The organism is Paenibacillus sp. 2RAB27 (assembly GCF_052115445.1).
In the GTDB taxonomy this organism is placed as follows: Bacteria; Bacillota; Bacilli; order Paenibacillales; family NBRC-103111; genus Paenibacillus_E.
Map to the genome: position 1 here is coordinate 381169 of NZ_JBFRGR010000003.1, position 26586 is coordinate 407754.

The 26586-nt window shown below is 44.8% G+C and carries 28 protein-coding genes and 1 riboswitch; of the genes, 20 read left to right on the forward strand and 8 right to left on the reverse strand.

The window, feature by feature from the left end:
• Positions 1-89 precede the first annotated feature (89 nt).
• On the reverse strand, positions 90-539 hold the full coding sequence (locus tag AB4114_RS06790) for a tellurite resistance TerB family protein (RefSeq protein ID WP_171630340.1): 450 nt from the start codon (positions 537-539) through the stop codon (positions 90-92).
• A 97-nt stretch (positions 540-636) separates the two neighbouring features.
• On the reverse strand, positions 637-768 hold the full coding sequence (locus AB4114_RS06795; RefSeq protein WP_441987743.1) for a hypothetical protein: 132 nt from the start codon (positions 766-768) through the stop codon (positions 637-639).
• A 275-nt stretch (positions 769-1043) separates the two neighbouring features.
• Between AB4114_RS06795 and AB4114_RS06800 the strand changes: the two genes are divergently transcribed.
• The 6 genes from AB4114_RS06800 (at position 1044) to AB4114_RS06825 (ending at position 5747) form a co-directional block, all read left to right on the forward strand.
• Positions 1044-1934 (forward strand): cation diffusion facilitator family transporter, encoded by an 891-nt coding sequence (locus tag AB4114_RS06800; RefSeq protein WP_441987847.1) that lies wholly within the window; start codon positions 1044-1046, stop codon positions 1932-1934.
• A 79-nt stretch (positions 1935-2013) separates the two neighbouring features.
• The gene (locus AB4114_RS06805; protein WP_441987744.1) at positions 2014-2538 is read left to right on the forward strand and encodes a DoxX family membrane protein; all 525 of its coding nucleotides are present in this window, start codon (positions 2014-2016) and stop codon (positions 2536-2538) included.
• A 162-nt stretch (positions 2539-2700) separates the two neighbouring features.
• Positions 2701-3306, forward strand: a complete 606-nt coding sequence (gene mobA / locus AB4114_RS06810) for a molybdenum cofactor guanylyltransferase (protein WP_441987745.1) — start codon at positions 2701-2703, stop codon at positions 3304-3306.
• A gap of 107 nt (positions 3307-3413) precedes the next feature.
• Positions 3414-3569 carry a cytochrome c oxidase subunit 2A gene (locus AB4114_RS06815; RefSeq protein ID WP_441987746.1) on the forward strand — a complete coding sequence of 52 codons (156 nt, stop codon included), beginning with the start codon at positions 3414-3416 and terminating at the stop codon, positions 3567-3569.
• Positions 3570-3582: 13 nt separating this feature from the next.
• Positions 3583-4053, forward strand: a complete 471-nt coding sequence (locus AB4114_RS06820; protein ID WP_441987747.1) for a cytochrome c oxidase subunit II — start codon at positions 3583-3585, stop codon at positions 4051-4053.
• Between the two features lie 29 nt (positions 4054-4082).
• Positions 4083-5747: a cbb3-type cytochrome c oxidase subunit I gene (locus AB4114_RS06825; protein ID WP_441987748.1), complete on the forward strand. Its 1665-nt coding sequence runs from the start codon at positions 4083-4085 to the stop codon at positions 5745-5747.
• A 34-nt stretch (positions 5748-5781) separates the two neighbouring features.
• Here AB4114_RS06825 and AB4114_RS06830 read toward each other — a convergent pair whose 3' ends face one another.
• Positions 5782-6483, reverse strand: coding sequence for a Crp/Fnr family transcriptional regulator (locus AB4114_RS06830; RefSeq protein WP_441987749.1), 702 nt, complete (start codon positions 6481-6483; stop codon positions 5782-5784).
• A 290-nt stretch (positions 6484-6773) separates the two neighbouring features.
• On the opposite strand from AB4114_RS06830, the gene AB4114_RS06835 reads away from it, so the two are divergent.
• The 5 genes from AB4114_RS06835 (at position 6774) to AB4114_RS06855 (ending at position 11062) form a co-directional block, all read left to right on the forward strand.
• Positions 6774-7229 (forward strand): GAF domain-containing protein, encoded by a 456-nt coding sequence (locus AB4114_RS06835; RefSeq protein ID WP_441987750.1) that lies wholly within the window; start codon positions 6774-6776, stop codon positions 7227-7229.
• 368 nt (positions 7230-7597) lie between these two features.
• Positions 7598-8278: a response regulator gene (locus AB4114_RS06840; RefSeq protein ID WP_441987751.1), complete on the forward strand. Its 681-nt coding sequence runs from the start codon at positions 7598-7600 to the stop codon at positions 8276-8278.
• Positions 8271-9386, forward strand: coding sequence for a PAS domain-containing sensor histidine kinase (locus AB4114_RS06845; protein ID WP_441987752.1), 1116 nt, complete (start codon positions 8271-8273; stop codon positions 9384-9386). The genes AB4114_RS06840 and AB4114_RS06845 overlap by 8 nt, the downstream gene beginning before the upstream one ends.
• 143 nt (positions 9387-9529) lie before the next feature.
• Positions 9530-9727 carry a hypothetical protein gene (locus AB4114_RS06850; protein WP_441987753.1) on the forward strand — a complete coding sequence of 66 codons (198 nt, stop codon included), beginning with the start codon at positions 9530-9532 and terminating at the stop codon, positions 9725-9727.
• A 63-nt stretch (positions 9728-9790) separates the two neighbouring features.
• Positions 9791-11062 carry a methyl-accepting chemotaxis protein gene (locus tag AB4114_RS06855; RefSeq protein WP_441987754.1) on the forward strand — a complete coding sequence of 424 codons (1272 nt, stop codon included), beginning with the start codon at positions 9791-9793 and terminating at the stop codon, positions 11060-11062.
• A 90-nt stretch (positions 11063-11152) separates the two neighbouring features.
• Here AB4114_RS06855 and AB4114_RS06860 read toward each other — a convergent pair whose 3' ends face one another.
• Positions 11153-12235, reverse strand: coding sequence for a stalk domain-containing protein (locus AB4114_RS06860; protein ID WP_441987755.1), 1083 nt, complete (start codon positions 12233-12235; stop codon positions 11153-11155).
• 158 nt (positions 12236-12393) lie between these two features.
• Between AB4114_RS06860 and argC the strand changes: the two genes are divergently transcribed.
• Entirely contained in the window at positions 12394-13338 is a 945-nt protein-coding gene (gene argC / locus AB4114_RS06865; protein ID WP_441987756.1) for an N-acetyl-gamma-glutamyl-phosphate reductase, read from the forward strand.
• 67 nt (positions 13339-13405) lie between these two features.
• A complete protein-coding gene (locus AB4114_RS06870) occupies positions 13406-14287 on the forward strand; it encodes an ROK family protein (protein WP_441987757.1) in 882 nt (293 codons plus the stop codon).
• Positions 14288-14552: 265 nt separating this feature from the next.
• Here the strand turns inward: AB4114_RS06870 and thpR are convergent, their stop codons facing one another.
• The gene (thpR, locus tag AB4114_RS06875; protein WP_441987758.1) at positions 14553-15170 is read right to left on the reverse strand and encodes an RNA 2',3'-cyclic phosphodiesterase; all 618 of its coding nucleotides are present in this window, start codon (positions 15168-15170) and stop codon (positions 14553-14555) included.
• A 52-nt stretch (positions 15171-15222) separates the two neighbouring features.
• Positions 15223-15393 (reverse strand): hypothetical protein, encoded by a 171-nt coding sequence (locus AB4114_RS06880; RefSeq protein ID WP_441987759.1) that lies wholly within the window; start codon positions 15391-15393, stop codon positions 15223-15225.
• A 222-nt stretch (positions 15394-15615) separates the two neighbouring features.
• Here AB4114_RS06880 and AB4114_RS06885 point away from each other — a divergent pair, with 222 nt between their 5' ends.
• From AB4114_RS06885 to AB4114_RS06895, 3 genes are all read left to right on the forward strand, one after another.
• Positions 15616-16419 carry a DUF2935 domain-containing protein gene (locus tag AB4114_RS06885; RefSeq protein ID WP_441987760.1) on the forward strand — a complete coding sequence of 268 codons (804 nt, stop codon included), beginning with the start codon at positions 15616-15618 and terminating at the stop codon, positions 16417-16419.
• Positions 16420-16690: 271 nt separating this feature from the next.
• Entirely contained in the window at positions 16691-17062 is a 372-nt protein-coding gene (locus AB4114_RS06890) for a MarR family winged helix-turn-helix transcriptional regulator (protein WP_441987761.1), read from the forward strand.
• A gap of 55 nt (positions 17063-17117) precedes the next feature.
• Positions 17118-17486 (forward strand): VOC family protein, encoded by a 369-nt coding sequence (locus AB4114_RS06895; protein ID WP_441987762.1) that lies wholly within the window; start codon positions 17118-17120, stop codon positions 17484-17486.
• A 433-nt stretch (positions 17487-17919) separates the two neighbouring features.
• Here the strand turns inward: AB4114_RS06895 and AB4114_RS06900 are convergent, their stop codons facing one another.
• Positions 17920-19980: a beta-galactosidase gene (locus tag AB4114_RS06900; RefSeq protein WP_441987763.1), complete on the reverse strand. Its 2061-nt coding sequence runs from the start codon at positions 19978-19980 to the stop codon at positions 17920-17922.
• Positions 19981-20122: 142 nt separating this feature from the next.
• Between AB4114_RS06900 and AB4114_RS06905 the strand changes: the two genes are divergently transcribed.
• The 4 genes from AB4114_RS06905 to AB4114_RS06920 all read left to right on the forward strand — a co-directional run bounded on the left by AB4114_RS06905 (position 20123) and on the right by AB4114_RS06920 (position 23940).
• Complete coding sequence (locus AB4114_RS06905; RefSeq protein WP_441987764.1) at positions 20123-20953, forward strand: AraC family transcriptional regulator; 831 nt, start codon at positions 20123-20125, stop codon at positions 20951-20953.
• A gap of 195 nt (positions 20954-21148) precedes the next feature.
• Positions 21149-21315, forward strand: a riboswitch (cyclic di-AMP (ydaO/yuaA leader).
• Between the two features lie 115 nt (positions 21316-21430).
• Entirely contained in the window at positions 21431-22315 is an 885-nt protein-coding gene (locus tag AB4114_RS06910) for an ABC transporter ATP-binding protein (RefSeq protein WP_441987765.1), read from the forward strand.
• A gap of 6 nt (positions 22316-22321) precedes the next feature.
• Positions 22322-23119 (forward strand): ABC transporter permease subunit, encoded by a 798-nt coding sequence (locus AB4114_RS06915; RefSeq protein ID WP_441987766.1) that lies wholly within the window; start codon positions 22322-22324, stop codon positions 23117-23119.
• A 26-nt stretch (positions 23120-23145) separates the two neighbouring features.
• On the forward strand, positions 23146-23940 hold the full coding sequence (locus AB4114_RS06920; protein ID WP_441987767.1) for an ABC transporter permease subunit: 795 nt from the start codon (positions 23146-23148) through the stop codon (positions 23938-23940).
• An 87-nt stretch (positions 23941-24027) separates the two neighbouring features.
• Here AB4114_RS06920 and AB4114_RS06925 read toward each other — a convergent pair whose 3' ends face one another.
• Positions 24028-26181, reverse strand: coding sequence for a 5'-nucleotidase C-terminal domain-containing protein (locus AB4114_RS06925; RefSeq protein WP_441987768.1), 2154 nt, complete (start codon positions 26179-26181; stop codon positions 24028-24030).
• Between the last annotated feature and the right edge of the window lie 405 nt (positions 26182-26586).

A 26586-nucleotide genomic window follows, 5' to 3' on the forward strand; every position in this document is an offset into this window, starting at 1 on the left:
ACCAAAAAGCCAGCAAACCCAAGGGTTTGCTGGCTTCTTTAAAAAACATCTTAAGCCCTTAATTGGCTTAAAAGCTCTTTCTTTATTACTTACAAGCTGAATTCACTAGGATTTAATCCAAGTGAATTGCATATGTCACGTACCGCGGCCTTCTCTTTATCATCGAAATCGCCATCTGCAGCTCCGATTGCACTACATACACCAACGATGACTCGTCCCATTTCAGGCTTACCACTAAATTTGGCAATTGACTTTAGTGCTTCTTGTTTGCCAATCATGGCATCGAACTCAAGGTTTCCAACATAGTGATTGAATCGAGCAATTACATCGCTCATATCAAACACTTTTAGTTCTTCACTGCGGCTCATGTATCCAGCCATTTTTTGCTTTTCATTGGCATCAATGGATCCGTCCGCTGCAGCTACAACCGCACAGCCAGCAACTACAGCATCCATAAAGTCTTTGTTCTTGAATTTTTTGACCTGTTCGGTTAAGCCTTGTTTTGAATTTTGCAACCACGATTTGAATCCGATACTCATAAAGGAAGCCTCCATTATTATAATTTGCACGCTTCCTTTATTTTAGATACAATTTATAAATTTAGCAAATTATGTAGAAATCAATCGACATAACTAATTATCTAAAAACATGACGCGTTCCACGGTTAAAAGATTCATGATGCTCGAAGTCGTCCTCATCATCGTCAATATCCAAACCAGTTGCAATGATCGTGTCATTCACGAAGGTTTCCAGCTCACCATCATCCATTGAAATTCCTCCATTTCACTCATGGTTCAGATGCATCTCATTGTCTATTCTCCGCACAATGTGATTATCCTGCTCTTTTCGTATAAGGATGGCATCTATGCGATATCGCCTCTAATAATCCTCCGGTCACCGATTTTGAAGTACTATACTTTTCACCTTATGCAAATTAGTTGATTCGATCCTAAAATGAAGGGAGTGGACAACACTGTTTCTCTAGACCCACACGTGTTGCGTCGAGTATGATTGTCTTCGACATGGATCGTGGGGTGGGAACGATAGAAAATTTGTATGATGACATCAAGCAAGGTGAAAAAGGTGCCTGGTTAAGTATTATTACGTATATATGCTTATCGGCTTTAAAGTTAACCATAGGGTACTTAACCAATTCCGACGCGCTGTCCGCGGATGGATTAAATAACGCTACAGACATTGTCGCTTCAATTGCTGTTCTAGTCGGGCTAAGAATATCACGAAAACCACCTGATAAAGACCACAGATACGGTCATTATCGAGCTGAAACGGTAGCCGCTTTAATCGCCTCTTTCATTATGTTTGCGGTAGGCATTCAGGTTCTCTACCAAGCATTTATTAAGTTTCGGTCTCCAAATATCGAGTCTCCCGATATGGTTGCCGCATGGACGGCTGTTTTTTGTGCGATTGTTATGTACGCTGTATATGTATACAATATTCGACTTGCAAGGAGGATCAACAGCAATGCCATGATGGCAGCAGCACAAGATAATCGATCGGATGCGTTTGTCAGTGTAGGTGCTTTTATTGGTATTGTTGGTGCTCAATTTGGTCTACCTTGGCTTGACACATTAACAGCGTTGCTAGTTGGGGTCATAATTTGTAAAACAGCGTGGGATATTTTCCGAGATTCTACTCATGCGCTTACGGATGGGTTCGATGATGCTGAACTTCAAACCATTAAACAAACCATTCGTGACGTCCCCGGGGTGGAGAAGGTCATTGATATCAAAGCCCGTATCCACGGAAACAAAAAACTGGTCGATGTAACCATTGGTGTAGATCATGAGCTTAACGTAAGCGAAAGCCATGACATTACCGAGCATATTGAAAATCGCATTCATGAACTTCATAACATATCGTATGTGCATATTCACATCGAACCTATCGAGGTATCAGGTAGTCAAGAAAAATAAAATCAGAGTGACTTATCTCACATACACGGACTCTCCTTCGACCTATAATGAAATCATAAGGACGAAGGAGATGGTTGAAATGATGAAATGGGTAAGAGAAAATCATTACGCTGCAATACTTTTGACAATCATTCGTTTGTATGTCGGTTGGGAATGGATGACCGCTGGATGGCACAAAATCACAGGTGACAAAGCTTTCGACGCTGCCGGTTATCTGAAAGGAGCAATTGCTAAACCTGTTCTCGAAAGTGGTACGACGGATCTGGTATATGCGAATTATGTGGCTTTTTTGAAAAATGTCGCACTTCCGCATGTAKGGTGGTTTAATGTTCTAGTTCCTTGGGGTGAACTCTTAGTTGGTGTGGGGTTACTGCTCGGTGCGTTGACGACGGCAGCGATTTTCTTCGGCTTACTGATGAACTTCATGTATATGTTTGCTGGTACAGTTAGCTCGAATCCATGGTTAGTTCTCCTCGGGTTCATTATTTTTGCAGCTGGGGCGAATGCTGGGAAATTTGGTGTGGATCATATGATTCTTCCTTACCTGCACAGATGGTTTGATAAGCTATTAGAGCTATGTCATTTAAAAACGAAACTCAGATGAGTTCTGCATCCATGCTAAATAATTGATCAACCTATTCCTTTCTCCGTCGAGAGGGGAATAGGTTTTTTTTGTTTTTTGGAGTGTGACATTTTTCACTTACAGATGATCTTTTTTGGACTAAAGTGACTGGTACATGATGTAGAAAAAGGAGAAGTGATGGGTATGCTTTCAGGAGTTATTTTAGCTGGTGGAGCAAACCGTCGAATGAACGGAGAACTGAAGGCGTTGCTGCCATTTGAGGGAAAGCCGCTCATAGTCCGGCAGCTAGATTGTATGAGGGAAATATGCGATGAGTTGATTGTTGTAACGAATGATCCTCAGCCTTATTTAAACAAAGTAGATCGTTCGGTCCGGATTATTACGGACTTTTTCAGGGGACATGGGTCGCTTGGAGGCTTGCATGCCGCATTATCCCTAGCTAAACATGCTTCCGTCTGGGTCGTCGGGTGCGATATGCCCTTCATATCCAACTCAGCTGCTCAATTGTTATTGCAAAGAAAACGGGATGGATTTGAATCCGTTGTCCCCTTGGTGGCAGGTAGGGTACATCCCCTGCACGGTATTTATGATCGAGCTTGCGCGTCTCACATCGGACATCTCCTACAACAAGGGCAAACCTCGGTTTCCGCACTGCTGAACCATATTTTTTGGAGTGAGCTGGGGGATCAGTTTTTGCATGAGAATGGCGTTGACTTGAGGTTCGTTTCTCAGATCAAGACCTTGGAGGATTACCAGCTCATGAAGCACATGGATACGCAGTGGAAGTAACGAATCGTTCATGATTCTGATTGGCGATCGTGATTAAAGTCACTGTAAACGCAGGGTTATACTCTTACAATAAGTGCAAGACGTTTACATAGTAGGGGGTATTTAGTATGAAAAGTCATTACAAACAAGCACAAGTATCTGAGCGAACAGAGCACAAACCAGAGCCTTCCTTGCTGGGTACATTTGCCTCAGTGTTGCTAGTAGGACTCTTCTTAGTGATCAGTTGGGTCGCGGTATTTCTTCTTTTTATATCTAGACAGTAAAGGGGATTAGAACATGCATATTCATAAACTCGAAAAAGTCTGGTTAACCATTGGGATCGTCATGTTGTTTGTCTTTCTAGGTGTCCTTGGGGTTTCCGCATTTGCTATGGGGGCTAAGCCGCCAAGTGCGCATCATCATCAGATTGATCCTGCGAAAGTGTCGGAAACCGCGCCTTTCGATAAGCCAGGACTTCATCCAATTGGCAACAATGCCTATGAGGCGGTCATGACTGCATTTACGTTTGGTTATGCACCAGACAAGATGGAGGTCCCCTTGGGCGCAACCATTAACTTTGTCGTGACAAGTCAAGATGTGGTTCATGGCTTTGCTATTCCGGGTACGAACGTAAATATGATGATTATTCCGGGTGAAGTTAGTCATGTCAGTCACACGTTTACGAAGCCAGGTGAATACCTGATCCTGTGCAATGAATATTGCGGCGGTGCACACGAGTATATGAAAACAACGATTATTGTTAAGTAGCCTAGATGCCAAGAAAGGTGGAAGACCGCATGAGAAGTGAACCTACCCAGAAGTTGACTCCTAAATTTGATCTCAAGGATGGCAAATTGGTTGTCGCCCATGTCCTTATGGCATTCATCGCGCTGCTCATCGGCGGCATTGCAGGACTTCTGCAGACAATGGTGAAAAGCGGGACGATCCAATTACCATATAATATCGGCTATTACGAGCTGCTGACAGCTCACGGAGTGTTGATGGCCATCGTGTTTACAACGTATTTTATTATCGGCTTTATTTATTCCGGTGTTTCCTATACCCTTGGCGGCAAACTGCTTCCAGTGGTTCATCGCATGGGGTGGGTTGGATTTGCCCTCATGACTGCGGGGACCGCGCTTGGTGTTGCGATGGTATTAGCGGGGAAGGCAAGCGTTCTATACACCTTCTATGCGCCAATGAAGGCATCGCCCTACTTTTATATCGGATTAGCCTTGCTTGTAATAGGGAGCTGGATTAGTGGTTGGGGGATTTTCTATCAATATAAATATTGGAAAAGGACGCATGAAGGCAAGCTGTCACCGCTTTTCGCTTTTATGTCTGTTGTGACCTTTCTGATGTGGCAAATCGCAACCATCGGGGTTGCGGCAGAGGTGTTGATTCAGCTAATCCCCTGGTCTTTCGGTTGGGTGGAAACGATTAATGTCATGCTCAGCCGCACGTTGTTCTGGTACTTCGGCCATCCGTTGGTGTATTTCTGGCTCATGCCGGCGTATATGTGTTGGTATGTGATTATTCCCAAAATCATTGGCGGCAAAATTTACAGCGATGCGCTCGCCCGACTTTCCTTTATTCTCTTATTATTATTCTCGATTCCGGTAGGCTTTCACCATCAATTAATGGAGCCAGGCATTAGCTCTTTTTGGAAATACTTGCAGGTCATCCTGACCTTTATGGTGGTCGTTCCATCGCTGATGACGGCATTCTCCTTATTTGCAACCATTGAACTGAATGGTCGTGCGCTTGGGGCAAAAGGGTTATTTGGCTGGGTGAAAAAGCTGCCTTGGAAGGATGTGCGATTCTTCGCACCTTTTATGGGGATGCTCATTTTCATACCTGCTGGTGCAGGCGGACTGATTAATGCAAGTAATCAAATGAATGCCGTTGTGCATAACACCTTATGGGTAACTGGGCATTTTCATCTGACAGTGGCGACGAGTGTGGCACTCACGTTCTTCGGGATTACGTATTGGTTACTTCCAGCTGTTACTGGGCGTGTGTTAACGCCCCGCATGCATACATTAGGGATCATTCAAACGATCATCTGGTGCGTGGGCATGTTCTTCATGTCAGGTGCTATGCATCTAGTCGGATTGTTCGGCGCACCAAGGCGGACTGCTTTCACAGACTATGAAGGAAGTGCAGCAGCAGCGGGCTGGATGCCATATTATGTCTTCATGGCAATCGGTGGAACGGTGTTATTTATCGGTGTCCTGCTTATGATTTATAATGTCATTGCCTTGCTGTGTGCCCCAAAAGGGGAGACGGAGTATCCGATTGCTGAAGCGATGGAATCAGCCGAGGCAACACCAGCCTATTTGGATCGTTGGCGGATATGGATCACGGTATCAATTCTTTTAATCTTGTTTGCTTACACGATCCCGCTGATGGATATGATTATGAACTCAGCCCCGGGTTCGAAAGGATTTATTACTTGGTAAGGATTAAATCCAAGGTTCACAACGTGATTAGGGCTTACATGCGGCATATTTCTACCKGGCAGTTTTCGCAGTGGCAAACTTCTCGGAGGTAGGTCACATTCTTAATGACAATTTGCCCATGATCAAATTCTACAGCATCTTCCTTCTTCATATCGCTTAACATGCGATTGACGCTTTCCCGTGTAGCCCCAATCATATCAGCCATTTCGGAATTGTTAATCTTATAGTTAATGTGGATATGTTCACCTTGGGGTACACCATAGGAATTACTTAACCGTATTAATAATGAACAGAGCGCACCGGACTTACCATACATCATTAAATCGCGAAATTTAGTTTCTGTCATACGGTGCATAAGCCCCATCCATTTCATAAATTCAATAGCGAGGTCTCCGTGCTGCCATAGCAGGACCTCGAGATCTTTACGCTGAATGACACCGAATTCACAATCCTCTGTTACTTCGGCACTAAAGCTCTGCAAAGAGTTCTGAAAGGGATCAATCTGACCGAATAAATCACCTGTTTGATGAAGATATAGTATGAAGCTTTTACCCATTTCGGATAGTTTGGTGATCCGCACGCCGCCATGGATGACGTAATATAAGCGATCTGCGAGATCGCCTTCTCTGAATAAGAATTCTCCTTTTGCAGCGTGCTTTCGATACATAATGCTTTGCAGTCTATCAAAATTTTCCTCAGAAAAGAAATTCATTATACCTGTATTTGCTTTAACCATGGGAACCAACTCCTCGACGATTCTTATTATCTTTATCATAACGTCTTTGGATGATATTGGTTATCGGGGGTTCACCTGATCTTTGAGGACAATAATCCCCATCTTCTGTGAGGAAAATCACAGTAAGAATCCCTAATCCCCTGAGGATTTAATAAGGGAATCGAGCAGTAAAATCACCTGATTTCCTGATGTGGAAATCAGGGTTTTCCCTGACTTACAAGATGGATGCAAACATCTACAATGATAAGTAAAGAGATTCTGCACGGCTGCGTCGAAACGGAGGGGCCCGAATGGCAATAGACGATACAACTTTGTTAACAGAATTAGAACGATTGCGTAGCTTGACGTCATGCGATTTCGTGGCAATTGCGCCTCTTCAAGAGCATACCGGACGCAATCGCTGGCAATATGTCATCGGCAACAGTAATGACCGGTATCAACAAATGGTGATCAAAAAAGGTCAAGGATTAGCTGGCACTGCCCTGCGTTTAGGCAGATGGGTGAAGCTGGATGGAACACATCCTAATCGTCAGCAAGAAAGACTCCATTGTCCGCTCATGCTTGCAGAGCACTTGCAGGCGGCGGCGGTATTTCCACTCGTGCCTAACGCTAGCTCACAGATCAAGGGCTTGCTTTTCATCGGCAAACGAGAGCAAACCAGATTTGAACACGGCGAGTTGCTAGCGGTCCAAGATATCCTCGACACATTGACGTCGTATCTCTCCGCGGTTGAGGCCAATGTGTAAGTCGACGAAATCGACTTACAGCCGCCCAAGGCGGCCGTAGCGCCCGCGTAAGTAGAAAAAATCGACTTACAGCTGCCCAAGGCGGCCGAAGCGCCCCCGTAAGTCGAAAAAATCGACTTACAGCCGCCCGAGGCGGCCGAAGCGCTCCCGTAAGTCGAAAAAATCGACTTACAGCCGCCCGAGGCGGCCGTAGCGCCCGCGTAAGTCGAAAAAATCGACTTACAGCCGCCCAAGGCGGCCGAAGCGCCCCCGTAAGTCGAAAAAATCGACTTACAGCCGCCCAAGGCGGCCGAAGCGCCCGCTGTAAGTCGAAAAAATCGACTTACAGCAGCCCGAAGCAGCCCTTACGGGGATTCATTTATTTTGTTATGATGGGACTACAAGGGGGGGAGAGTACGCTGAAAATTCTTGTAGTGGATGATCATGCCGTAGTGAGATCTGGCTTAATGATGCTGCTCCATGGCAAGCATAATATGGAAGTCATCGGGGAGGCTGCTGACGGCGAAGAGGGGATTCATGCTGCGGGGCTGCTAAAGCCGGATGTGGTCTTAATGGACCTGAATATGCCAGCTGGCATGGATGGGCTAACTGCGACGGCGGAGCTGCGGCGACTAATGCCTGATTTAGCTATTCTGATATTAACGATGCATGACGATGATGAATATTTATTTAGAGCCATTCACGTTGGCGCATCCGGATACATTTTGAAAAGTGCACCGCACGATGAGTTATTGACAGCGATTCGCTCTGTAGCGGAAGGAAATGCCTATCTATATCCAACCGCGACGAAGCGGCTTATGAATGAATATATCGAACGGTTGAAGCAAGGCGAGAATGTCGACACATTCGGGTCACTTTCGGAACGTGAACGGGAAGTTCTGGCTTTAATCGCCAAAGGATTCTCCAATAAAGAAATCGCGGAACAATTGGTGATCAGTGTGAAAACTGTGGAATCTCATAAAAGCAACGTCATGGAGAAGCTAGGCCTGAAGACAAGACCGGAGTTAGTGAAATATGCGGCGAAGAAAGGACTGTTGAACTTTGAGTAAGGATTTGAACCGGGAATACCCGGAAGTCATCGGCGAAAATGTAACGGAATTATTAAATCGTCTTGATGAACATATCACGGACTCGTTGTTTCAACAGGATTTGAGGCAGTCGCTTGAACAATTATCCAATGTTAAATTTGCTCTCGATGAATCTTCCATTGTAGCGGTTACGGACCATAAAGGAAAAATTCAATATGTGAATGATAAATTTTGCGAAATTTCCAAGTATGCGCGAGGTGAGCTTCTCGGTTTAGACCATCGGATTATTAATTCCGGTTATCATGGGAAAGACTTCATGACCGACTTATGGCGAACGATTTCCTCGGGGCAAGTATGGCGTGGCGAGATAAAAAATAAAGCCAAAGACGGCAGCTATTATTGGGTAGACACAACGATCGTGCCCTTTGTCGGTAACCAGGGCCACATCCATCAATATCTAGCGATTCGAAATGAAGTCACGCAACTTAAACGGGTGGAAGAAGAGCTTCAGTTGATGATGTCACAGGTGATGCAAATTCAAGAGGAAGAACGAAGAAAGTTTTCCCGTGAGCTGCATGATGGAATTGGACAAAGCTTATTCTCCTTGTTGATCCAGATGGATCGACTTATCGGCGAAGGTGAGACGGATCAGACGGAACTAACGCGACTTAGGCAAAATGTAACCGGGATCATCGAAGAGGTGCGAAGTCTGGCTTGGCAAATCCGTCCTTCCGTTCTGGACGATCTAGGCGTTATACCTGCTATTCGTACGTATATTGAGAATTTCACGGACCACCATGGCATACGGGTAGAGCTGAATAGCCATTTGCATAGACGTCTTGGAGCCCTTGAGGAAACCACCATCTATCGTGTCATACAAGAAGCGCTTACGAATATTGCCAAGTATGCGGGAGTATCAGAGGCAAGTGTTGTCGTTAAAGAGACGGATGGCTTTGTCGTTGTTCGAATAGCTGACAGTGGTATAGGATTTGCTAGAAACAGCAGTGTCAAAGGTGTAGGCCTGTTTAGTATGGAAGAGCGAGCAAAAAGTATTGGCGGCAAAGTCACCATTGACTCAGTCGTGGGAGAAGGGACTACCGTGACGTTGATAGTTCCTATGAAGATATAAAAGGATGTGTCTCCTTGTTTGTAAAGGAGACATGTCCTTTTTTTGTTTTTGGTAAAGGTACGTAGTGACCCTGTGACATTTGTCACAGAGAACATGTTGAAATAGGAGTACATTTTAGATATAGGATGAGGAGTTGAGGATAAATGATCACATGCGAACAATGTGGGAAGACGAATGGGTCAAGAAAGATAGGCAACAGTTGGGTCTGTGGGGATTGCAAAATAGGTGAAGTCAAAACGATTCTTAAGAACAAAGCGGGCACAGTTACGATGGTTAAAGAGAAGATAGTGGGCTATGAAAGCGATGACGAGTCATTGTCCAGAGATCATAAAGTTGAATAATAGATTCATTAGAAATGAGACGCATGCACGGATTACATTATGTCGAAACGAAGGTGCTCATTCATGAAGTTGAGTTTAGTCAAAAAAATTGTAGTTGGTATTGTTATTGTTTCTATCGTCACATATGGCTGCAGTGCGCTATTTATTTTCTATGTAAAAGACATTATTGCGCCAAGTATGGCAGATTGGCTATATCTCTCTATCATTATGCTGCTCGGCATTTTCTGGACAGGTTTATTGGGATGGTTTGGTGCCACCTGGTTTACAAAACCACTTCTCCGATTGACGGATGCCGCAAACGAAGCGGCTACAGGAAACTTGCAAGTGGAAATTCCATTTTACCATTCGGATGACGAAATACGCTTACTTAGTGGATCTTTTGAGAAAATGATTGGGAATTTGCGGCAAATGATTACGGATATATCGGCTAGTGTTTCGTTTACAGACAGTCATGCTGGCGTATTGCGGAGTGGTATGGAACAGGCAGCCCTACAGATTGAACTCACAGCCGGCGCTGTAGAAATGATATCGAATGGTGCATCAGAGCAAGCAGCATCTACGCAAGGAACGTTAACTGCGGTCGTGCAGATTAAACAAGCTGCGGATGATATCGGCGCCAAAGCAGGAGATTCGCAGACCATTTCGCGAGAAACGTTGAAAACGATTAAGGAGAGCGAGGTTATCGTGCGTTCACTCGTACAAGGCCTGCTGAACTTAGCTAATTCCAATCTGGAGTCCATTGGTGTTGTCAGGCAGTTACACGATAACGCGAAGGAAATCGGTCATATTACCCGAGTTGTTGGCGATATTGCAGAGCAAACGCACTTGCTTGCCTTAAATGCTTCCATTGAAGCAGCAAGGGCAGGGGAGCATGGTGCAGGCTTCATGGTCGTAGCTGGAGAAATTCGCAAACTGGCTGAACAAAGCGCCAGGGCGGTGAAGGATATCGATCAGTTGACCACACGGATTGAATTGGATGTAGCGGGAGTAGTAGAGAAAATAACCGCTCAAGAACAACTCGCAAGCCGTGAAGTTGGCAAGGGGGAGGAAGGAAAGAAGGCACTGAATCAAATTAACAAGGCCGTCTTGGAAACCGCACAAACGGTTGAGAATATTGTAGGTTGTGTAACAGATCAGATTCAGAAGATTGGAAGTGCCTTAGTCAAAACGAACGAAGTGGCGGTGATTGCAACTCAAATTTCAAAGGAGACGAAACATGTGTCCATGTCCGTACAAGAACAAATGGCTGTTATGCAAGAACTATCTTCATCTTCGGAAATGTTGCGATGTCAGGCTGATCTGTTGAAATCCAAAATTAATGTTTTTCAAATATAAAGATGCGGTTTAAGGTAGTTGCACCTTTGCACCCCAAAATAGAAAAGCCATGAAATTCAATTTGAATTTCATGGCTTTTTGTGATTTTTTTTATTTTCTAATGTTGAAGCCGATAAAAGCTTTTGTGTTGAAATCGAACACAGCAGTTAACGGTCCAAGCAGCTCATCTTGGTCTGTTTTGTAAGTAACCGTCACGACATTGCCGTGTGCAGCTTGCACGTCTGTTAGCAATTTCTTCTGCTCGTCGGTGGAAGGCAATACGCCAACTTCGTTAGAGGAAATGATTTGAACAGCTGCTTCGTCTTGTTTCGTTGTAATATGAGACGTTTGCTCTTTCACTTGTGCCCATGCTAAGTTGCGGTATTCCTGCGCTGCCTCTGGGGACATTTTCGGCGTGCCAATTATAGGCGATTGCTGAACAACGAGAAGGAACAGAGGGCTTTGTGGAGGCAGGCTTCTCGTTTCAATTGGACCGTAGTAGGCTTTTACTTTCGTGCCAGCTTTCAGGTCCTCCCATTTCACGGACTCACCTTGAGACGTCATGACGCGAGTTTCTTTACCGCCATTAAGTACCAAATTATCTAATTGAACTTGCCAACCATCATCGGTATGTTTCACTTCTTTGATTGTATCTTCTTTAACCAAACGATCTGCGTGAACGTTAATGTTTACAGCATGTGCTTGGCCCGGATAGCTCATCGCCATTGCGGGTCCGAACTCGGCATCGATTTGAGTGCCGGCTTTAAGATCGGCTGCAGTTAGCGTTTTACCGTCTAAGCTCTTGATTGTAGTCGATTTGTCTACGGTTAAAATAACCCAAGTGCTGCCGAGCAGCTCGATGCGTGTATTACCGTCTTCCTTCGTCTGTACGCTTACGATCACACCGGTTGCAGGCATCAGGGCAGCTTCTTCCGCTTCGTCAAGCTCGATCTCTTTGTTTGCTTCATCGTAATTTACCGTATAGCCAAGCTGAGTTGCAGCGTCACGTACGGGAAGGTACGCTTTGCCATCAATATAGACAGGCGTTAGCTTGCTGTCTTGTCCGTTAACAACAATTTTTACATCCTTCTGCAAGTAGCCTGTAACCTTTTCTACGAAACCCTCAGCTCCGACTGCAGCTGTTGTGCCAAGTATCCCAACCAAACTTAATATGACAGTTAGTTTTTTCTTCATCTGATAAATCTCCTTCMGATATTTGAAAAGTAGCGCCAATCTTGTTGACAATCTCTCAGACGGGGGGTGATAGGAATAGGTTGCAGTTGTTCAAGAATTGAATATATATACATTAAAGTGTATTATTATACATAATAAAATGCGCGAGGGGTGTAAAAGTGACATATAAGATATTTGTTGATGGTCAAGAAGGTACAACTGGATTGAAAATACATGATTACTTATCTAAGATTTCTGACATCGAAGTCATCGAGATTGCCTCGGATCAGCGAAAAGATTACGAAACCCGTAAAGCATTAATCAATGAGGCGGACCTCGTATTCTTGTGTCTTCCGGATGATGCTTCAAGAGATTCCGTATCGATGGTAACGAACCATACGACCAAAATCATTGATGCAAGTACGGCGTTCAGGACTAACGATGAGTGGACATATGGATTACCGGAATTACATAAAAATCAAAGAGAAAACATCCGGAATTCGTCGAGGGTATCCGTCCCAGGATGCCATGCGACTGGGTTTATTTTGGCTATACAACCTCTGGTGGCTGAAGGCATTATACCGAAGGAGTACCGTACGTCTTGTTATTCGCTCACCGGATATAGCGGCGGAGGTAAGAAGCTTATATCGGAATATAAGAATACCAATCGAGATGAGCTATTCGCACCAAGACCATATGGATTAAACCTGAACCATAAGCATCTTCCAGAGATGCAAAGATATACGGGCTTACACACAGCGCCACTGTTTACGCCAATCGTCGGAAATTATTATCAGGGTGATGCGGTTACAATTCCTTTATTCCCTAGCCTGTTTACTAAGCAGGTATCAGCAAGAGATATTCAAGAACTGCTCGCTGCGTATTATCAAGATGAGCGGTTTATACGCGTGATGCCATACGAATCTGAGGCGTATCTGGAAGACGGATTCTTTAATCTTACGCAATGCAATCATACGAATTATCTGGACATCTTTGTTTTCGGTCATAACGATGAAGTACTGCTTACTACTAGATTTGATAATCTAGGAAAAGGCGCCTCGGGAGCAGCTATTCAAAATATGAACATAATGCTTGGATTTGATGAAGGTGAAGGACTAGAGTGAGCATTCCAACCTTGAATACGATGTGGTAGAATCGACTTCATAACAACATTGTAGGAGGAATGACATCGTGCGTTATGGAGCTATCGAAGCAGGGGGTACCAAGTTCGTTTGTGGTATCGGAAATGAAGAAGGTATCATTGAGGATAGGGTTAGTTTTCCAACGGAACATCCGGAGCAGACAATGCAGAAGGTGATTGACTATTTTGCAGATAAAAATGTGACAGCTATTGGTATCGGATCATTTGGACCCATAAATGTCGATCCAAGCAGCCCCTTGTATGGCTATATCACAACGACGCCTAAGCCAGGATGGGCCAACTATGATGTATTAGGGAAATTGAGAGAATCCTTCAATGTCCCTTACGGTTGGGACACGGATGTGAACGCCGCTGCCTTCGGTGAAGCAAAATKGGGAGCTGCACAAGGTCTTGATAGTTGTGTCTACTATACGGTCGGAACTGGAATCGGCGTAGGCGTGTATATGGAGGGCCGCTTGGTTCATGGCTTGGTTCATCCTGAAGGTGGTCATGTGATGATCAGACCCCATCAAGGTGATAGCTTCAAGGGGACATGCCCCTATCATGGTGATTGCTTAGAGGGAATGGCCGCGGGTCCTGCCATCGAACAGCGCTGGGGAGTGAAAGGCAGTGAGTTGCCCGTAGACCATCCCGCTTGGGATTTAGAGGCCTACTACTTGGCACAGTCCATTAGCTCCACGATATTAATGATGTCACCGAAGAAGATTATTTTGGGTGGCGGCGTGATGCAGCAAGCGCATTTATTTCCATTGATTCATACGCACGTTCAGAAGATCTTGAATGGTTACATTCATACTGAATCTTTATTGGAGAATATTCATAGCTACATTGTGCCTCCTGGATTAGGAACGAATTCAGGCTTGAGAGGATCACTTGCTCTAGGCGTAGAAGCCAAACGTAATCATCCGTAATGTCGGCGTGCTCACTAACGATCCCCCAAGCTAGATTCTTGGGGGATTTGTGCTGTCTATAATCCAAAAGTGCAAATGTGCAACCTTTTCTATCGGATGAACCTCTCGATTTGAAATGCTTGCGAAAAAGCAACTTTTTCTGCCTGCATGTACCCTTTTGGCACCTAATCGGCCTAAAAGGATGCTTTTTCGCACGTATTTAACTATTTGAAGCTGTGTTCACTGTAAATAATTGCACTTTCGCATCTTTGCCCCTCAGGAGCGATTAAAGGGTAGCATGTTGGTTACATGAAATGGTTTCATACATGGGGCGCTTGTTCAAGTGGCTCCGATAAAGAGTGATTTCTTGGGACTTCCATGCTAGGAGGTCATCTTGGTGAGAAGAGGGAATAGGAAAATCACTCAACATATGACGGTCAAAAGGTGTCGTACCCGTATAATTGCGTGCAAGCGTCAAATGTGGGTGAAAGGCCCGCTCTTCAGGGATGAAGCCAAGTGGTCTAAGTGCGCGAGCTACCTGTTGCTGTAAGCTATGAAGTCCTGTTAGGTCGCCGCCGACACCGGCCCACAGCACAGATGGGTGAATCGGCCGACCAAATAAGCCGAGGGATTCCACACGCAGCCGGAGAGGATTAGAGAGGGACGATATTTCCTGTAGCGTATGTGTAATGAGAGAGACACGGTCTGACAATGTATCCCCGAGAAACTGCAGCGTAATATGCAGATCTTCATGATGGACCCATTTGCGAAACGGTAGTTGTGGTTTGATTTCATCCATCCAGTCATTAACCGCAAGCTTTATTTCTGACGGGATGGGCACAGCAACAAATAAACGCATTTGATTAATGGGATTCATAATAGCCTCGCTTGTTCTATTTTTCACTTAAAAGGCTGCCCTTCTCATCAGTCATGAAGAGGAGAGCAGCCAGCAGAAACTAAACCTTATTTTTGGGAATGCCATTTAAACTTGGGACGGTATCAGCGGCATTGCTGCTCGTTAACGTTTGCTCTTCTTCGAGGAAACTGGCATTATTTTGCTGATTGTTCTTTTTATCTGCTCGGTTATCTTCACGGTCGTACTTTGGATCTGCGTCATTTTTGGGCAACGTAATCACCTCCATCTTCGTTAGTATGAGACGGTTGCCCCCATTTTATGCCAGTGTGCCTAATTTGAAAATAGAGAATTTAAGTACGGAAGAATAACGAAGAATAACCCCAACTCCTATACCAGCAATGAAATCCCATTCGTTATTTAATTGACATTGAATCAATCATAAAGTTAACAAACACACATACCGTTGGAGTAGGAATAAGGAGGTGTGTTTGTTATGATCCAACAAGCATTGTTCGAACATCGTTTTTGGCTGCAAATATTGGGAGACCACGCTAGGTTTATCTTTAATGCCTTACCACCGAAAGAGGTACAACAAATTGAAACGGCCAATGAATTTATCAATTTATTCGACCAGCTCTTGCATGTGGCAAGACAACCTGATGCCTCTTCAAGAATCAATGATTTGAATAAGCGGTCTTATGAATTAACCGTGAACCTACGGAAGTTCAAACTAAGCTTGTTAGATCGGATGTTAGTGGGGAAAATTAAAATGGGGCTTGTACCAACCTTTATTAATCATATGGTCAATGAGCTTGAAGAATATTTGAAAATTCTTGTTTCACTTTTAGAGGGAAAGCCTGTACCCAGGTATGCTCCCCTTCACCACGACTTACTCTGGCTGCCAGATGCTAGCGGACATGCGACTTCCATTGCCATGGAGTTAGATGCCGTTGAAAAACGATTAATAAAAAAGAGTGAACAGTTCGAGCAACATTTCAATGCGTTTTATTTAAAAGCGATTGAATTATCCGGATATACACGAACAATGAGAACAACCTTCCCAGCATTGTCCAAATTTCATAGCGATGTGAATTTAGAGATGTCCATATTTATGGCGTTCTTACTGGAGCTTGAAACCATAGATTTAAGTGCAGAGTTGCTTAGTCGATTAAACCCGCTTGTACCCGATCATATGTACCGGGAAGAATGTTATTATTTATTAAAGCTCTCGCAAAGCGGAGCGTCTGTTACTGTGCCGAAATGCGATCCAACAAAACCAAGAGTTGAAGCGGAGTAACTAGAATTAACATATTTAACTACCTAGGTGACCATAAAAGATGCATCTCCGTAAATCGATAAGTTCAAGACAAAGAGAAAGCCCGAGGGAAAGTATCCTAGGGTTTTAAATTATTAGTTGCAATAGCATCCTATTTAGCATATGATGAAATTAGTTGCAATAGCATCCTATTTGGAAGGGGGGAAATAAACTGAATCAACAATGGAGTCACAATGACGATGGCATACCCACAGAATCACATGGACAATACATCTCGGCCATTTACCGCCATATGCAGATAGCGATCTCAGCCGAGTTGGCACCATACCGCATCGGAAGCGGGCAATACATCTTTCTAATGGCAATCGCGTTTGGGCAGCCCATTACGCAGAAAGCACTGAGCGAAAAGTTGCTCATTGATAAGACAACAACCGCTAAAGCCATTTCCAAACTAGAAGCAGAAGGTTATGTACGGAGAGAAGTCGATACCTCCGACAACCGCTATCAGTTGTTATATTTGACGGAAGCGGGACGTGATGTGGTACCCAAGGTACAGGAAGCACTGGCTCGTGTCAAAAACAAAACCAGGAAAGGTATGAACGATGAGGAGTATGACAAGATGATAAATCTCCTGAAAATCGTGCTTCACAATTTGACTGATTAGTAGCAGACGCAGGGTTGATCGGAAACGACTAAGTAACTATGAAAAGGGGATGTACATGATGAAAGCTATTCCTTTTATTGTGGTGGAAAATTGCAAGGATGAAATCAAGTACTATCAGCGTATTTTTGGTGGCGAGGTTACGATTTTGCGCAAGCAAGGTGAAGAAGTGCTTAACGCGGACCTGCATGTCGAGGGGGCAATCCTTAAGTTTGCGGATACACTGGCGGCAAAGCCAGTCATGAAAGGCGATTATGTGAGAGTGTTCGTGACGATCGAGAGAGAGGAAGCGTTCCGAACGATCTACGAAGAGCTTGCCACAGGTGGGGCTATTAACGTGGATATGTATGAAGCGCCGTTCAACGGATTACTTGCTATCGTTACTGATCGAAACGGCATGTGCTGGGTGTTGTCCTATTATCGATAAAAGAGGCTGTCTCAAAAGTGAACTGCACCCCAATTGTTAGACACAACTAACAATTGGGTGCAGTTCAAAGTCGATTTAGACTTTTTGAAACAGCATCTTTTTTTCCGGTAGTGACCGATGAGTAATAAACCTGCTTCCCGCAATCTAACTGGATTTTCTCCATCTATTTGAAGTGGATTTCTCGAATTCGAAGGATTAGCTGTATTTCCTGTAGTTAAATTCCTTCGATTTGCTCGATTCTTCAAATTTCATATAAATTAATTGTACTTTTTCCATCTAATCACGAAAATACGTCAGATTCGAGCAAATTAGCTGTAGTTTATACATCTAAACACGAATCGGCAATCACCTTGCGTTCGCAACCTAAGGACAGTACGAGCCGAACCGCCAAGCACACAATCGACTGTGGATTCTGCTATCTGAGCACCTTTTCTCATAGTTCGAAAACCTTCACACCATAAGGAGCGATCTCCAGCTCCCCTGCACCAACCCGTTCACCCTCCAACAAGTCTCCCAGCTCCTTCAGCAGATGGGCTTTGACTGGTTTGCCGGTGTAGTTCAGGATAAAGGCAAACCGGCGATCCTGTTTCACGCGGATGGCAACCTCCACCTCAGACGGCAGCTCCGCCCAACCTGCAGTTGCAGGATGCAGCCCCAGGCGGCGGATCAAGGCATCCGCTACTTCGCGGCTGAACGCGGCCCCGAAATAATAGGCTTCACCGCTGCCATAAGGGTTGCGAGTAAGCGCCGGTTTGCCTGCATAATAGTCGCCGTCAAACAAGGCTAGTGTCTGTACGCTCTCGTTCTCTGGATGGAGAATGTCGTTGAACAGACGTGCAGGTGTACTGGCGTCGTCCCCGCCATCGATCCAGCGGATGTTCGGTGTCGCTGCTTCGTTCACGATGAGTGTAAAGTCTTCCACCGTCACGCCGCACAGTTCCGCAACGAGACCAGGGAATGGCGTAATTCGGCAATGTCCGCGTTGATCTTTATAACCGGAGCGAGCACCAAAGAGCAGCTTGCCTCCTGCTGCTACGTACTGCTTAAGCAGCTCGGCCGTTTCCTCCGACATAATAGCTGGATGAGGGTAGACGAGCACTTTGTAACGAGCTAGGTCATCTAGGGTAGTCTTATTTTGCACATACAAATAATCGTATGGGATATGACTGAATTGCAGGGCTTTCCCCCAGCTATATTCACTCTCTCTTGTTAGTGGACCATGATAGTGGTCAAGCTCCCCATCCCACTCATTGTCATAATCGTGCAGGATAGCCACCTCCGCAGCGAAACGAGAGCCAGCGATAACTTCCCCGATTTTACCCAATTCCCGGCTAATTGTTGCGGCTTCGGCGACCCTGCGGTTAGGACGGTTATGATAATCGTTGATCCCATGCCAATAAATCTCGGTACCGAAGGTTGCCGTCCGCCATCTGAAAAACAACACCATATCCGCCCCATGAGCAACCGATTGATAGGTCCATAATCGCATTTGACCTGGTTTGGGTGCAGATTGCCCCATCGTGTTCACCCAACCGCCAGGGCCTGACTGCTGCTCCATAATGCAGAAAGTGGGGGAGATCGAGCGTACCTTGGTGAGTTGGTTGGAATTGCTGCGGTCCATGAGTGGTTGCTCGCGATCAGCATCGTTCCAAATGGTTGAGAAGTTCGGATACGAGTCGAAAGAAAAGAAATCAAGCAGTTCATCCGTCATGGCATGGCTATCCAGATGACCAAACATGCCGTTGGTTGTGATCCACTGAGTGGGCGCAAGCTCACGCAAGATGTCTACCTGCAAACGGGCAAAGGAAATGACGTTGTCCGAGATAAATCGCTTTTCATCCAGCGCTTGATGAGGGTTAACGGACTTGGAAGGCGCAGGGCGAGTTAAATGGACTTGTTCCCAGTCCGAGTAACTCTGGTTCCAGAAGACGGTCCCCCAAGTCTCATTTAATGCCTCTAAGGTACCGTATTTCTCCTGTACCCACTTCCTAAACGCTGCATGATCTGCCTCGGCATAGAAGACATTTATCTCACAGTTAAGCTCGTTGTCAATCTGCCAGCCTACGACCCCTGGATTGTTGGCATAATGCCGCGCCATAGCCTCAGTAATTTTCGCACAGTATTCGCGGTAAATAGGGCTGCTGTAATTGTAGTGACGTCTCATCCCGTGCTGATACTGCACACCATCAAAGTTAGCATTCAGAATTTCGGGGTATTTGTAGGTCATCCAAGCAGGCGGTGTTGCTGTGGGAGTACCGAGAATGACCTGTAGTCCATGCTCGTGAGCAAGACTTATCGCACGGTCGAACAGATCAAAGGCAAATACCCCTTCCTCTGGTTCAAAGAAATTCCATGCAAACTCTCCCATCCGTACGATGGTAAAGCCGATTTCTCGCATTCTCCTATAATCGTCAGCCCACATAGCCTCTGGCCACTGCTCAGGGTAGTAGCATACGCCTAAATCAAACTTCTCTCCCGGAATGGTCTTTTCCATGAGTCATAACATCCCCATTTCTATAGATGTAGTAATTTTTTGTTATTTAAAATCCTTTATGTACTCATTATATTTCTTTATAATATTATGTATATAACATCATTTTGCGACGTATATCAGATTTTTGCGTTTTGGAGGACACATGAAAATTCATTATGTATTACCGGAGCCCATGTACAAACACTATACGGTTTATCCGGATATGATTGGTCAATATGCGGATTTCCCTGAGCATCAGGAGTGGCGGTTTAAGGGGCAGCTGCAACAAGCCAATTTGCATATTGTGTTAAGCGGTAAAGGCTACGTCAAAGCGAATGGGAAGGAATTCTCCCTGGAAGCAGGACAAGGCTTTTATTACGGATCGGGCCTTGAACAGGAGTATCGAACCGATCCAAACGATCCGTGGCAAGTATTTTGGGTACACCTTGCAGGTGAGGGACTCGACAGGCTGTTGAATGATCAAGGAACTTCAGCAGTATGGCTGTTTACATATTGGGATGTACCCAAGCTCAAACAATTGACAGGAGATTTATTGGAGCTGGCATCCCCATATGATCGGAATGAGGTACAATTGGCCGTGAAGCTCTATGAACTGCTTGCTGAGCTTGCCTTACGTGCAGAGACGCATGGAACAGTAACTATTCTGGATAAGCGTGCACGGATGAGAGAGGTCGCGGAATATATTCGTACGCACTGCACGAAACCGCTAACTCTCCTGCAGATGGCCGAGCAGGCAGGTTTCAGTACCTTTTACTTTAGTCGAATGTTTCACGAAGTGATGGGGCGGACTCCGGTCGAGTGGCTGTTCGAATGTCGTCTGGTTGTAGCTAAACAACTGCTCATGTCTACCGAATGGACGATTAAGCAAGTGGCTGAGCATGTCGGATTTTCCCAGAGCAGCTACTTTATTGCGCGCTTCCGAGAGCATACCGGAATGACACCACAGGAGTATCGGCGGCTCTACAGCACGTAGGTTTCCTAGGTCTATAGAGCTTCATCTCCTAAAGAGCATTAATAAGTAGCAAAGTATGGGATAATCAACGACACTCCTATATGTATGCGCTTTCATCGACTACCAAAGTCAAATAAGCAATAATTAAAGGCGAATCTACGTTTTACAATCGATAAAGAACGGCGTAAGATTCATTACGACAAGTTGATTCTATGTGAAAAGAAACCACTTAATTCCCAGTAGGGGAAACGGGGGAACCAATCGAAGCCGTTCAAGCAATACTTGGCTTCATGGGGTGAATCCTGATGCTCGCAAGCATTAGGTAGGACGCTCTCAAGTCCGAATCCGACAGCTAACCTCGTAAGTGCATTGAGAGAGAACCGCACACTCGCCTTCTTATGTAAAGAAGTCCGAGAGTAGAGATTCTCTGCTCTTAGGGCTTCTTTTTGCATGCCGTCAACCCAAAATGTTACATAAATGTTATAAGGAGGCTATACCATGCATGCTATTGAAATCAATAATTTGACCAAAACCTATGGGAACGCAAGAGGTATTACCGATGTTAGTTTTTCAATCGAAGAAGGGGAGATCTTTGGTTTTATTGGACCGAATGGGGCAGGGAAATCAACAACGATTCGAACGCTGCTGTCTCTGATTTTTCCAACAAGCGGCAGTGCCAAAATTTTTGGAAAAGACTGCATCCAGTTTGCGCCTGAAATAAAGAAAGAGATCGGCTACTTGCCTTCGGAAGTTTTTTATTATGACAACATGAAAGTAATCGACCTACTCAAGTATTCAGCCAGCTTTTACAAGAAGGATTGCACGAAGAGAATCAAAGAGCTTGCTGAAATTATGGATCTGGACGTTACGAAGAAAATTGATGATCTATCTCTGGGGAACAAAAAGAAAGTAGGCATCGTTCAAGGGCTGCTGCATGATCCTAAGCTTATTATTCTGGATGAACCGACAAGTGGACTTGACCCGCTCATGCAGCAGAAGTTTTTCGAATTGCTCGAACAACAGAATCAAAGAGGAGCCACGATTCTTTTTTCCTCTCATATATTGAGTGAAGTTCAGAGATTATGCGATCGCGTCGCGATTATTAAGGAAGGTAGAATTGTAACGGTTGAGAAGATCAGCACCTTAAAGGAAAACAATTTCAAGCGATTTAAAGTGGATACGGCACAAGCGCTCGACCCTAACTTTTTCAAGATGACCGGAGTCAATAACATTGATGTCCAAGGCCAGACGACGAGCTTCTTATTCAAAGGCAATATTAATCAAGTCATGCGAAAAATTGCCGAAATTGAAATCGATAATCTGTGGATCGAAGAGCCTGATTTAGAGGAGATCTTTATGCACTACTATGAGAAGGAGGCTTAAAGTGGAATGAATATATACCTTCATGAATTGAGAGCCTATCGGAAATCCACGATCACGTGGACGTGCTCCTTAATTGCGGTCATCGTCTTATTCCTGTCCCTTTTTCCATCGGTTTCTAAGGATTTTGCTGAGTTTTCTTCCATCTTAGAAGGGTATCCAGAAGGGGTAAGGAAAGCGCTTGGCATTCAAATCGAAACGTTTGGTACCCTACTCGGTTTCTATGTGTACATCTTTATGTACATTACGCTTTGCGGAGCCATTCAAGCCATGGTTCTGGGAACGTCTATACTCTCGAAAGAAATGCGCGAGAAAACAGCAGACTTTCTGCTTACGAAGCCCGTAACACGTACGAAAATTGTTACTTCCAAGCTATTAGCGGCTGTTACTTCTTTAGTCATTACGTGCGTGATTTATATCGCTGCAGCCTATCTAATGGCGCTTCAAGTCAAAACGGTCGATTTTGATGTGAGCACATTTCTATTGATTTCCCTCACTTTGCTGTTTATCCAGTTGATGTTCCTTGCTATAGGATTCATCATTTCCGTCGTATTTTCTAAAATTAAAGCCGTGTTATCTGTCAGTCTAGGTACGGTGTTTGCCTTTTTCGTTATCGGAATGATCGTTGCCGTAGATGKGGAGGGGGCCAAACGTTATTTCTCGCCATTCAAATACTTTAACGGGACATACATGCTTGAGCATGCCACCTATGAAGCCTCCTATGTCATCGCAGCCATCGCGATTATCGTCATTTCGATTGCGGCCAGCTACTTCATCTACACGAAAAAGGATGTTCATACCGTATAAATGCGGGTGAGAGGAGGGAACAGCACGTGAATATTTTTTGGCGAGAACTGAAAACGTATCGGAAATCGATGATTTTTTGGAGTCTAGGACTCATTTTTCTAATCGCAAGCGGCATGAACAAGTATCAAGCAACGGCAGCGAACGGACAGATTAATGATCTTATGGCGGAAATGCCGAAGTCACTCCAAGTGATTATGGGCGGCGGCGCGTTAGATTTATCGAAGGCTAGCGGTTATTTTGGGATCTTGGTGCTGTATTTCTTGTTAATGGCAACGATCCATGCGGCAATGCTGGGCGCGAATATCATCGCGAAGGAAGAGCGGGACAAGACGGCAGAGTTCCTATTCGTGAAGCCTTTGTCCAGGCATCAAATCATCACTTGGAAGCTGCTAAGCGCTTTAGTGAACATACTTATTTTTAACCTCGTGTCATGGATTTCGAGCATGTTGATTGTTGGGGCTTATAGTAAAGGTGAGGCCGTCAACGGGGATATCTCGATCGTCATGCTAGGTATGTTTATTCTACAGCTACTCTTTCTAGTCATCGGAACATCCATTGCAGCCGTTAATCGGAATTCCAAAAAAGCAGCTTCGCTGGCAACAGGCATCATGCTCATCACGTTTATCTTATCCATTGCCATTGATTTCAACGATAAGCTGGCATTCTTGAAATATGTAACCCCGTTTAAATTCTATGAGGCGAAAACTATCATGTATGGCGGTGGATTTGATGCCGTGTATGTCGTTATCTCCACAGTCCTCATTGTCCTGTTAACGGTTGTTACGTATGTTTCCTTTAAGAAACGAGATTTGCACGTTTAAAAAGTAGAAAGACCTTTCACCCTATCCATCGCTGGATGCGGGCAAAAGGCCTTTTTTATTTTATGAGATTAATGATTGAATGATAGCTTATTTCTTTAGATCCAAACGCACATCGCGACCATCATCTTGGACAGATAGCTCTTTACCCGCAGCCTTCAGGGAATTGACATGATTCACCCAAGCGTCCAGCATGATGGCACCATCTTTCCAATCCTTCACTTCATCAAATACCGTAAAGCCATCGCCTGTGCCAGTAGCCATGAAATCATTGGTTGTTACTTTGAACGTACGGTCGGTATTGAACTTGCCATCGACATAGATTGGAGTGCCATCTGCCAAAGTGATTTTGGAGTACTTCTCACCAAGCGGCTTCGTATTATCCCATTCAACCTTCAAACCTGAGAATTGAATAGCCGGCAGACTTGTATACTTGTCCGTAACTTCGAGAGCTTTTTTGATTTGTGCAGCAGTCATAGTACCCGTTACGTTGTAATTGCCAAAAGGGAGTACTTCGAACATTTCGCTATAAGTTAGCTCGCCTTTGTCAATATCCGTGCGAATACCGCCAATATTCGTGAAAGCAATATCGGATTTCTCAGAAGCACGCATAGCATCTGTGATGCTGTTGCCTAACTGTGTTGCGCCATCGCGATCAGCCCCGCCATTCGCTTCGAAGCGGAAAGATTTACGATTTAGCGGCTCTGCAACTACGACTTCTACTTCGCCGGATTTGCCCGAAATTTTGGCTTTATAGTCTTCGACCGTTTGGTGAATATTCGCGTCAGCTGTCGTTAGGTTTGTGTATGTTTCTAGCAAGCTTGCATTGGAGGATACAACTTGCTTGGTGGATTTGTCTACAAAGAGTTGAATGTGTCCAACTGCATAAAGCCAGCTTTGAGCCTCAACAACGGGAATGCCATTTACGATTCCGGCTACACGCATGTGGGAGTGACCACCAACAATCGCATCTAAGGTGCCATTTCCAGTGCCTTTTGCAAGATCAGCAAGCTCGCTGATGATTTCAGCGGATTTCTGGTTTTGCTCACCTGGGAGGTGGGAGGTAACCATGATGATATCCACACCTTTAGCGCGAAGCTCGGCTGATAATTCTTTGGCCAAAGGAACTGGATTTACAAAAGAAAGGCCTTCGATGTTCGTTGATTTTGTAGTTGTCGTCGTTTGTGGCGTTGCGAAGCCGATGATGCCGATTTTCAGGCCATCTTTTTCAACTATGACATAGGGCTGTGTCCAGTCCACGCGTTTACCTGTTTGATCATCGATAATATTAGCGCCAAGGATAGGGAATTTAGCCCTCTTAATATTATCGATCAGAACGTCACGGCCGAAGTCGAACTCGTGATTACCGATAGCTGCAGCATCATATTGTACTTGCGCCATCGTATCCATCACGGATTGGCCATTCGTTGTATTGGAAATCAGCGTACCTTGCCACGCATCTCCGCCGTCAACTACGACGGTTCCTTTKGGATTCACAGCACGGAAATCCGACACGATACCGCCTAATGTTTCGATACCGCCTTGACCTTGGTTGCGCTTTTTATCGAAGCCGACTTCGATTTTACCGTGAATATCGTTCGTTGTTAAAATATCAACCACTTTAAATAAAATAGGTTTAAGCGCCTTAGCGACTTCATCGCGCGTTACTTCAGCAGTAGGATTGAAGTTACCGTCGAGTGTAGGTGTGAAAATTCCGCTAATGACGGCATAAGCGACATATGGGCGGGAGTCTTTGGCTATCGATGCGGAGTCTTTGAAGTAGTTCAACACATTCTCATTTACTTGTGGCAGTTTGCCGCCAGTTACGACTTTCACAATTAACTCAGCTAGCTCTTGACGAGTCACAGAAGCATTCGGATGAAAGGTACCATCAGCAAAGCCGCTAATCAGTTTAGCAGCAACGGCATTCGCAACCGCTTGTTTTTGCCAAGTCGCAATGTCCGTGAATGTTACTGTACTCGAATCAGCACTTTGCAGCTTGGCAGCACGGTTAATCATCGTTACCACTTCAGCGCGAGTAGCTGCATTTGCACCACGGTAGTCTGTATCTCCGTAACCCTCCACAACACCGTTATCAATGGCAAGACGCATATCGGATTTCATTGAAATAGGTGAAGTTGTTGGTACGGTTGTTTCGGCAAATGCTAGACTGCTAGCGAAGGAGCCAGTGAGAACGGTTACAAGCGCCATAGCCGTAAGGCGGGTAGTAAATGTTTTTTTCATGTGTTAAATATTCCTCCTCTATATGAATAGAACAATGGTTAATAAGTTCGTCTTTTAGTATAAAGGAAATGCTAGATTATGAGAAGTAAAGAAATTATTAACTATTTAGTAAGTAAAAGAGGGTGCCCCAAGCCAGGAATGTGGCGGGGCACCCTCTTTGCATATCGCATACTGCTGTGAAAGATGCAAAAGTGCAACCTTTTTTACCCAATTACCCGCACTAACTGAAATGCTTGCAAATGTGCAACTATTTTTGTCGGATTCCTGATTTTGGCACCTATTCGGGCTTAAAGGATGCTTTTTTGCACTAATTTCTCTATGTTTAGCTATTCTCGCCGAGAATAAGTGTACTTTCGCATCTTTGCCAGGTTAGAATGCGCTTCCTGCGCTCTTTACAAGCTTCAG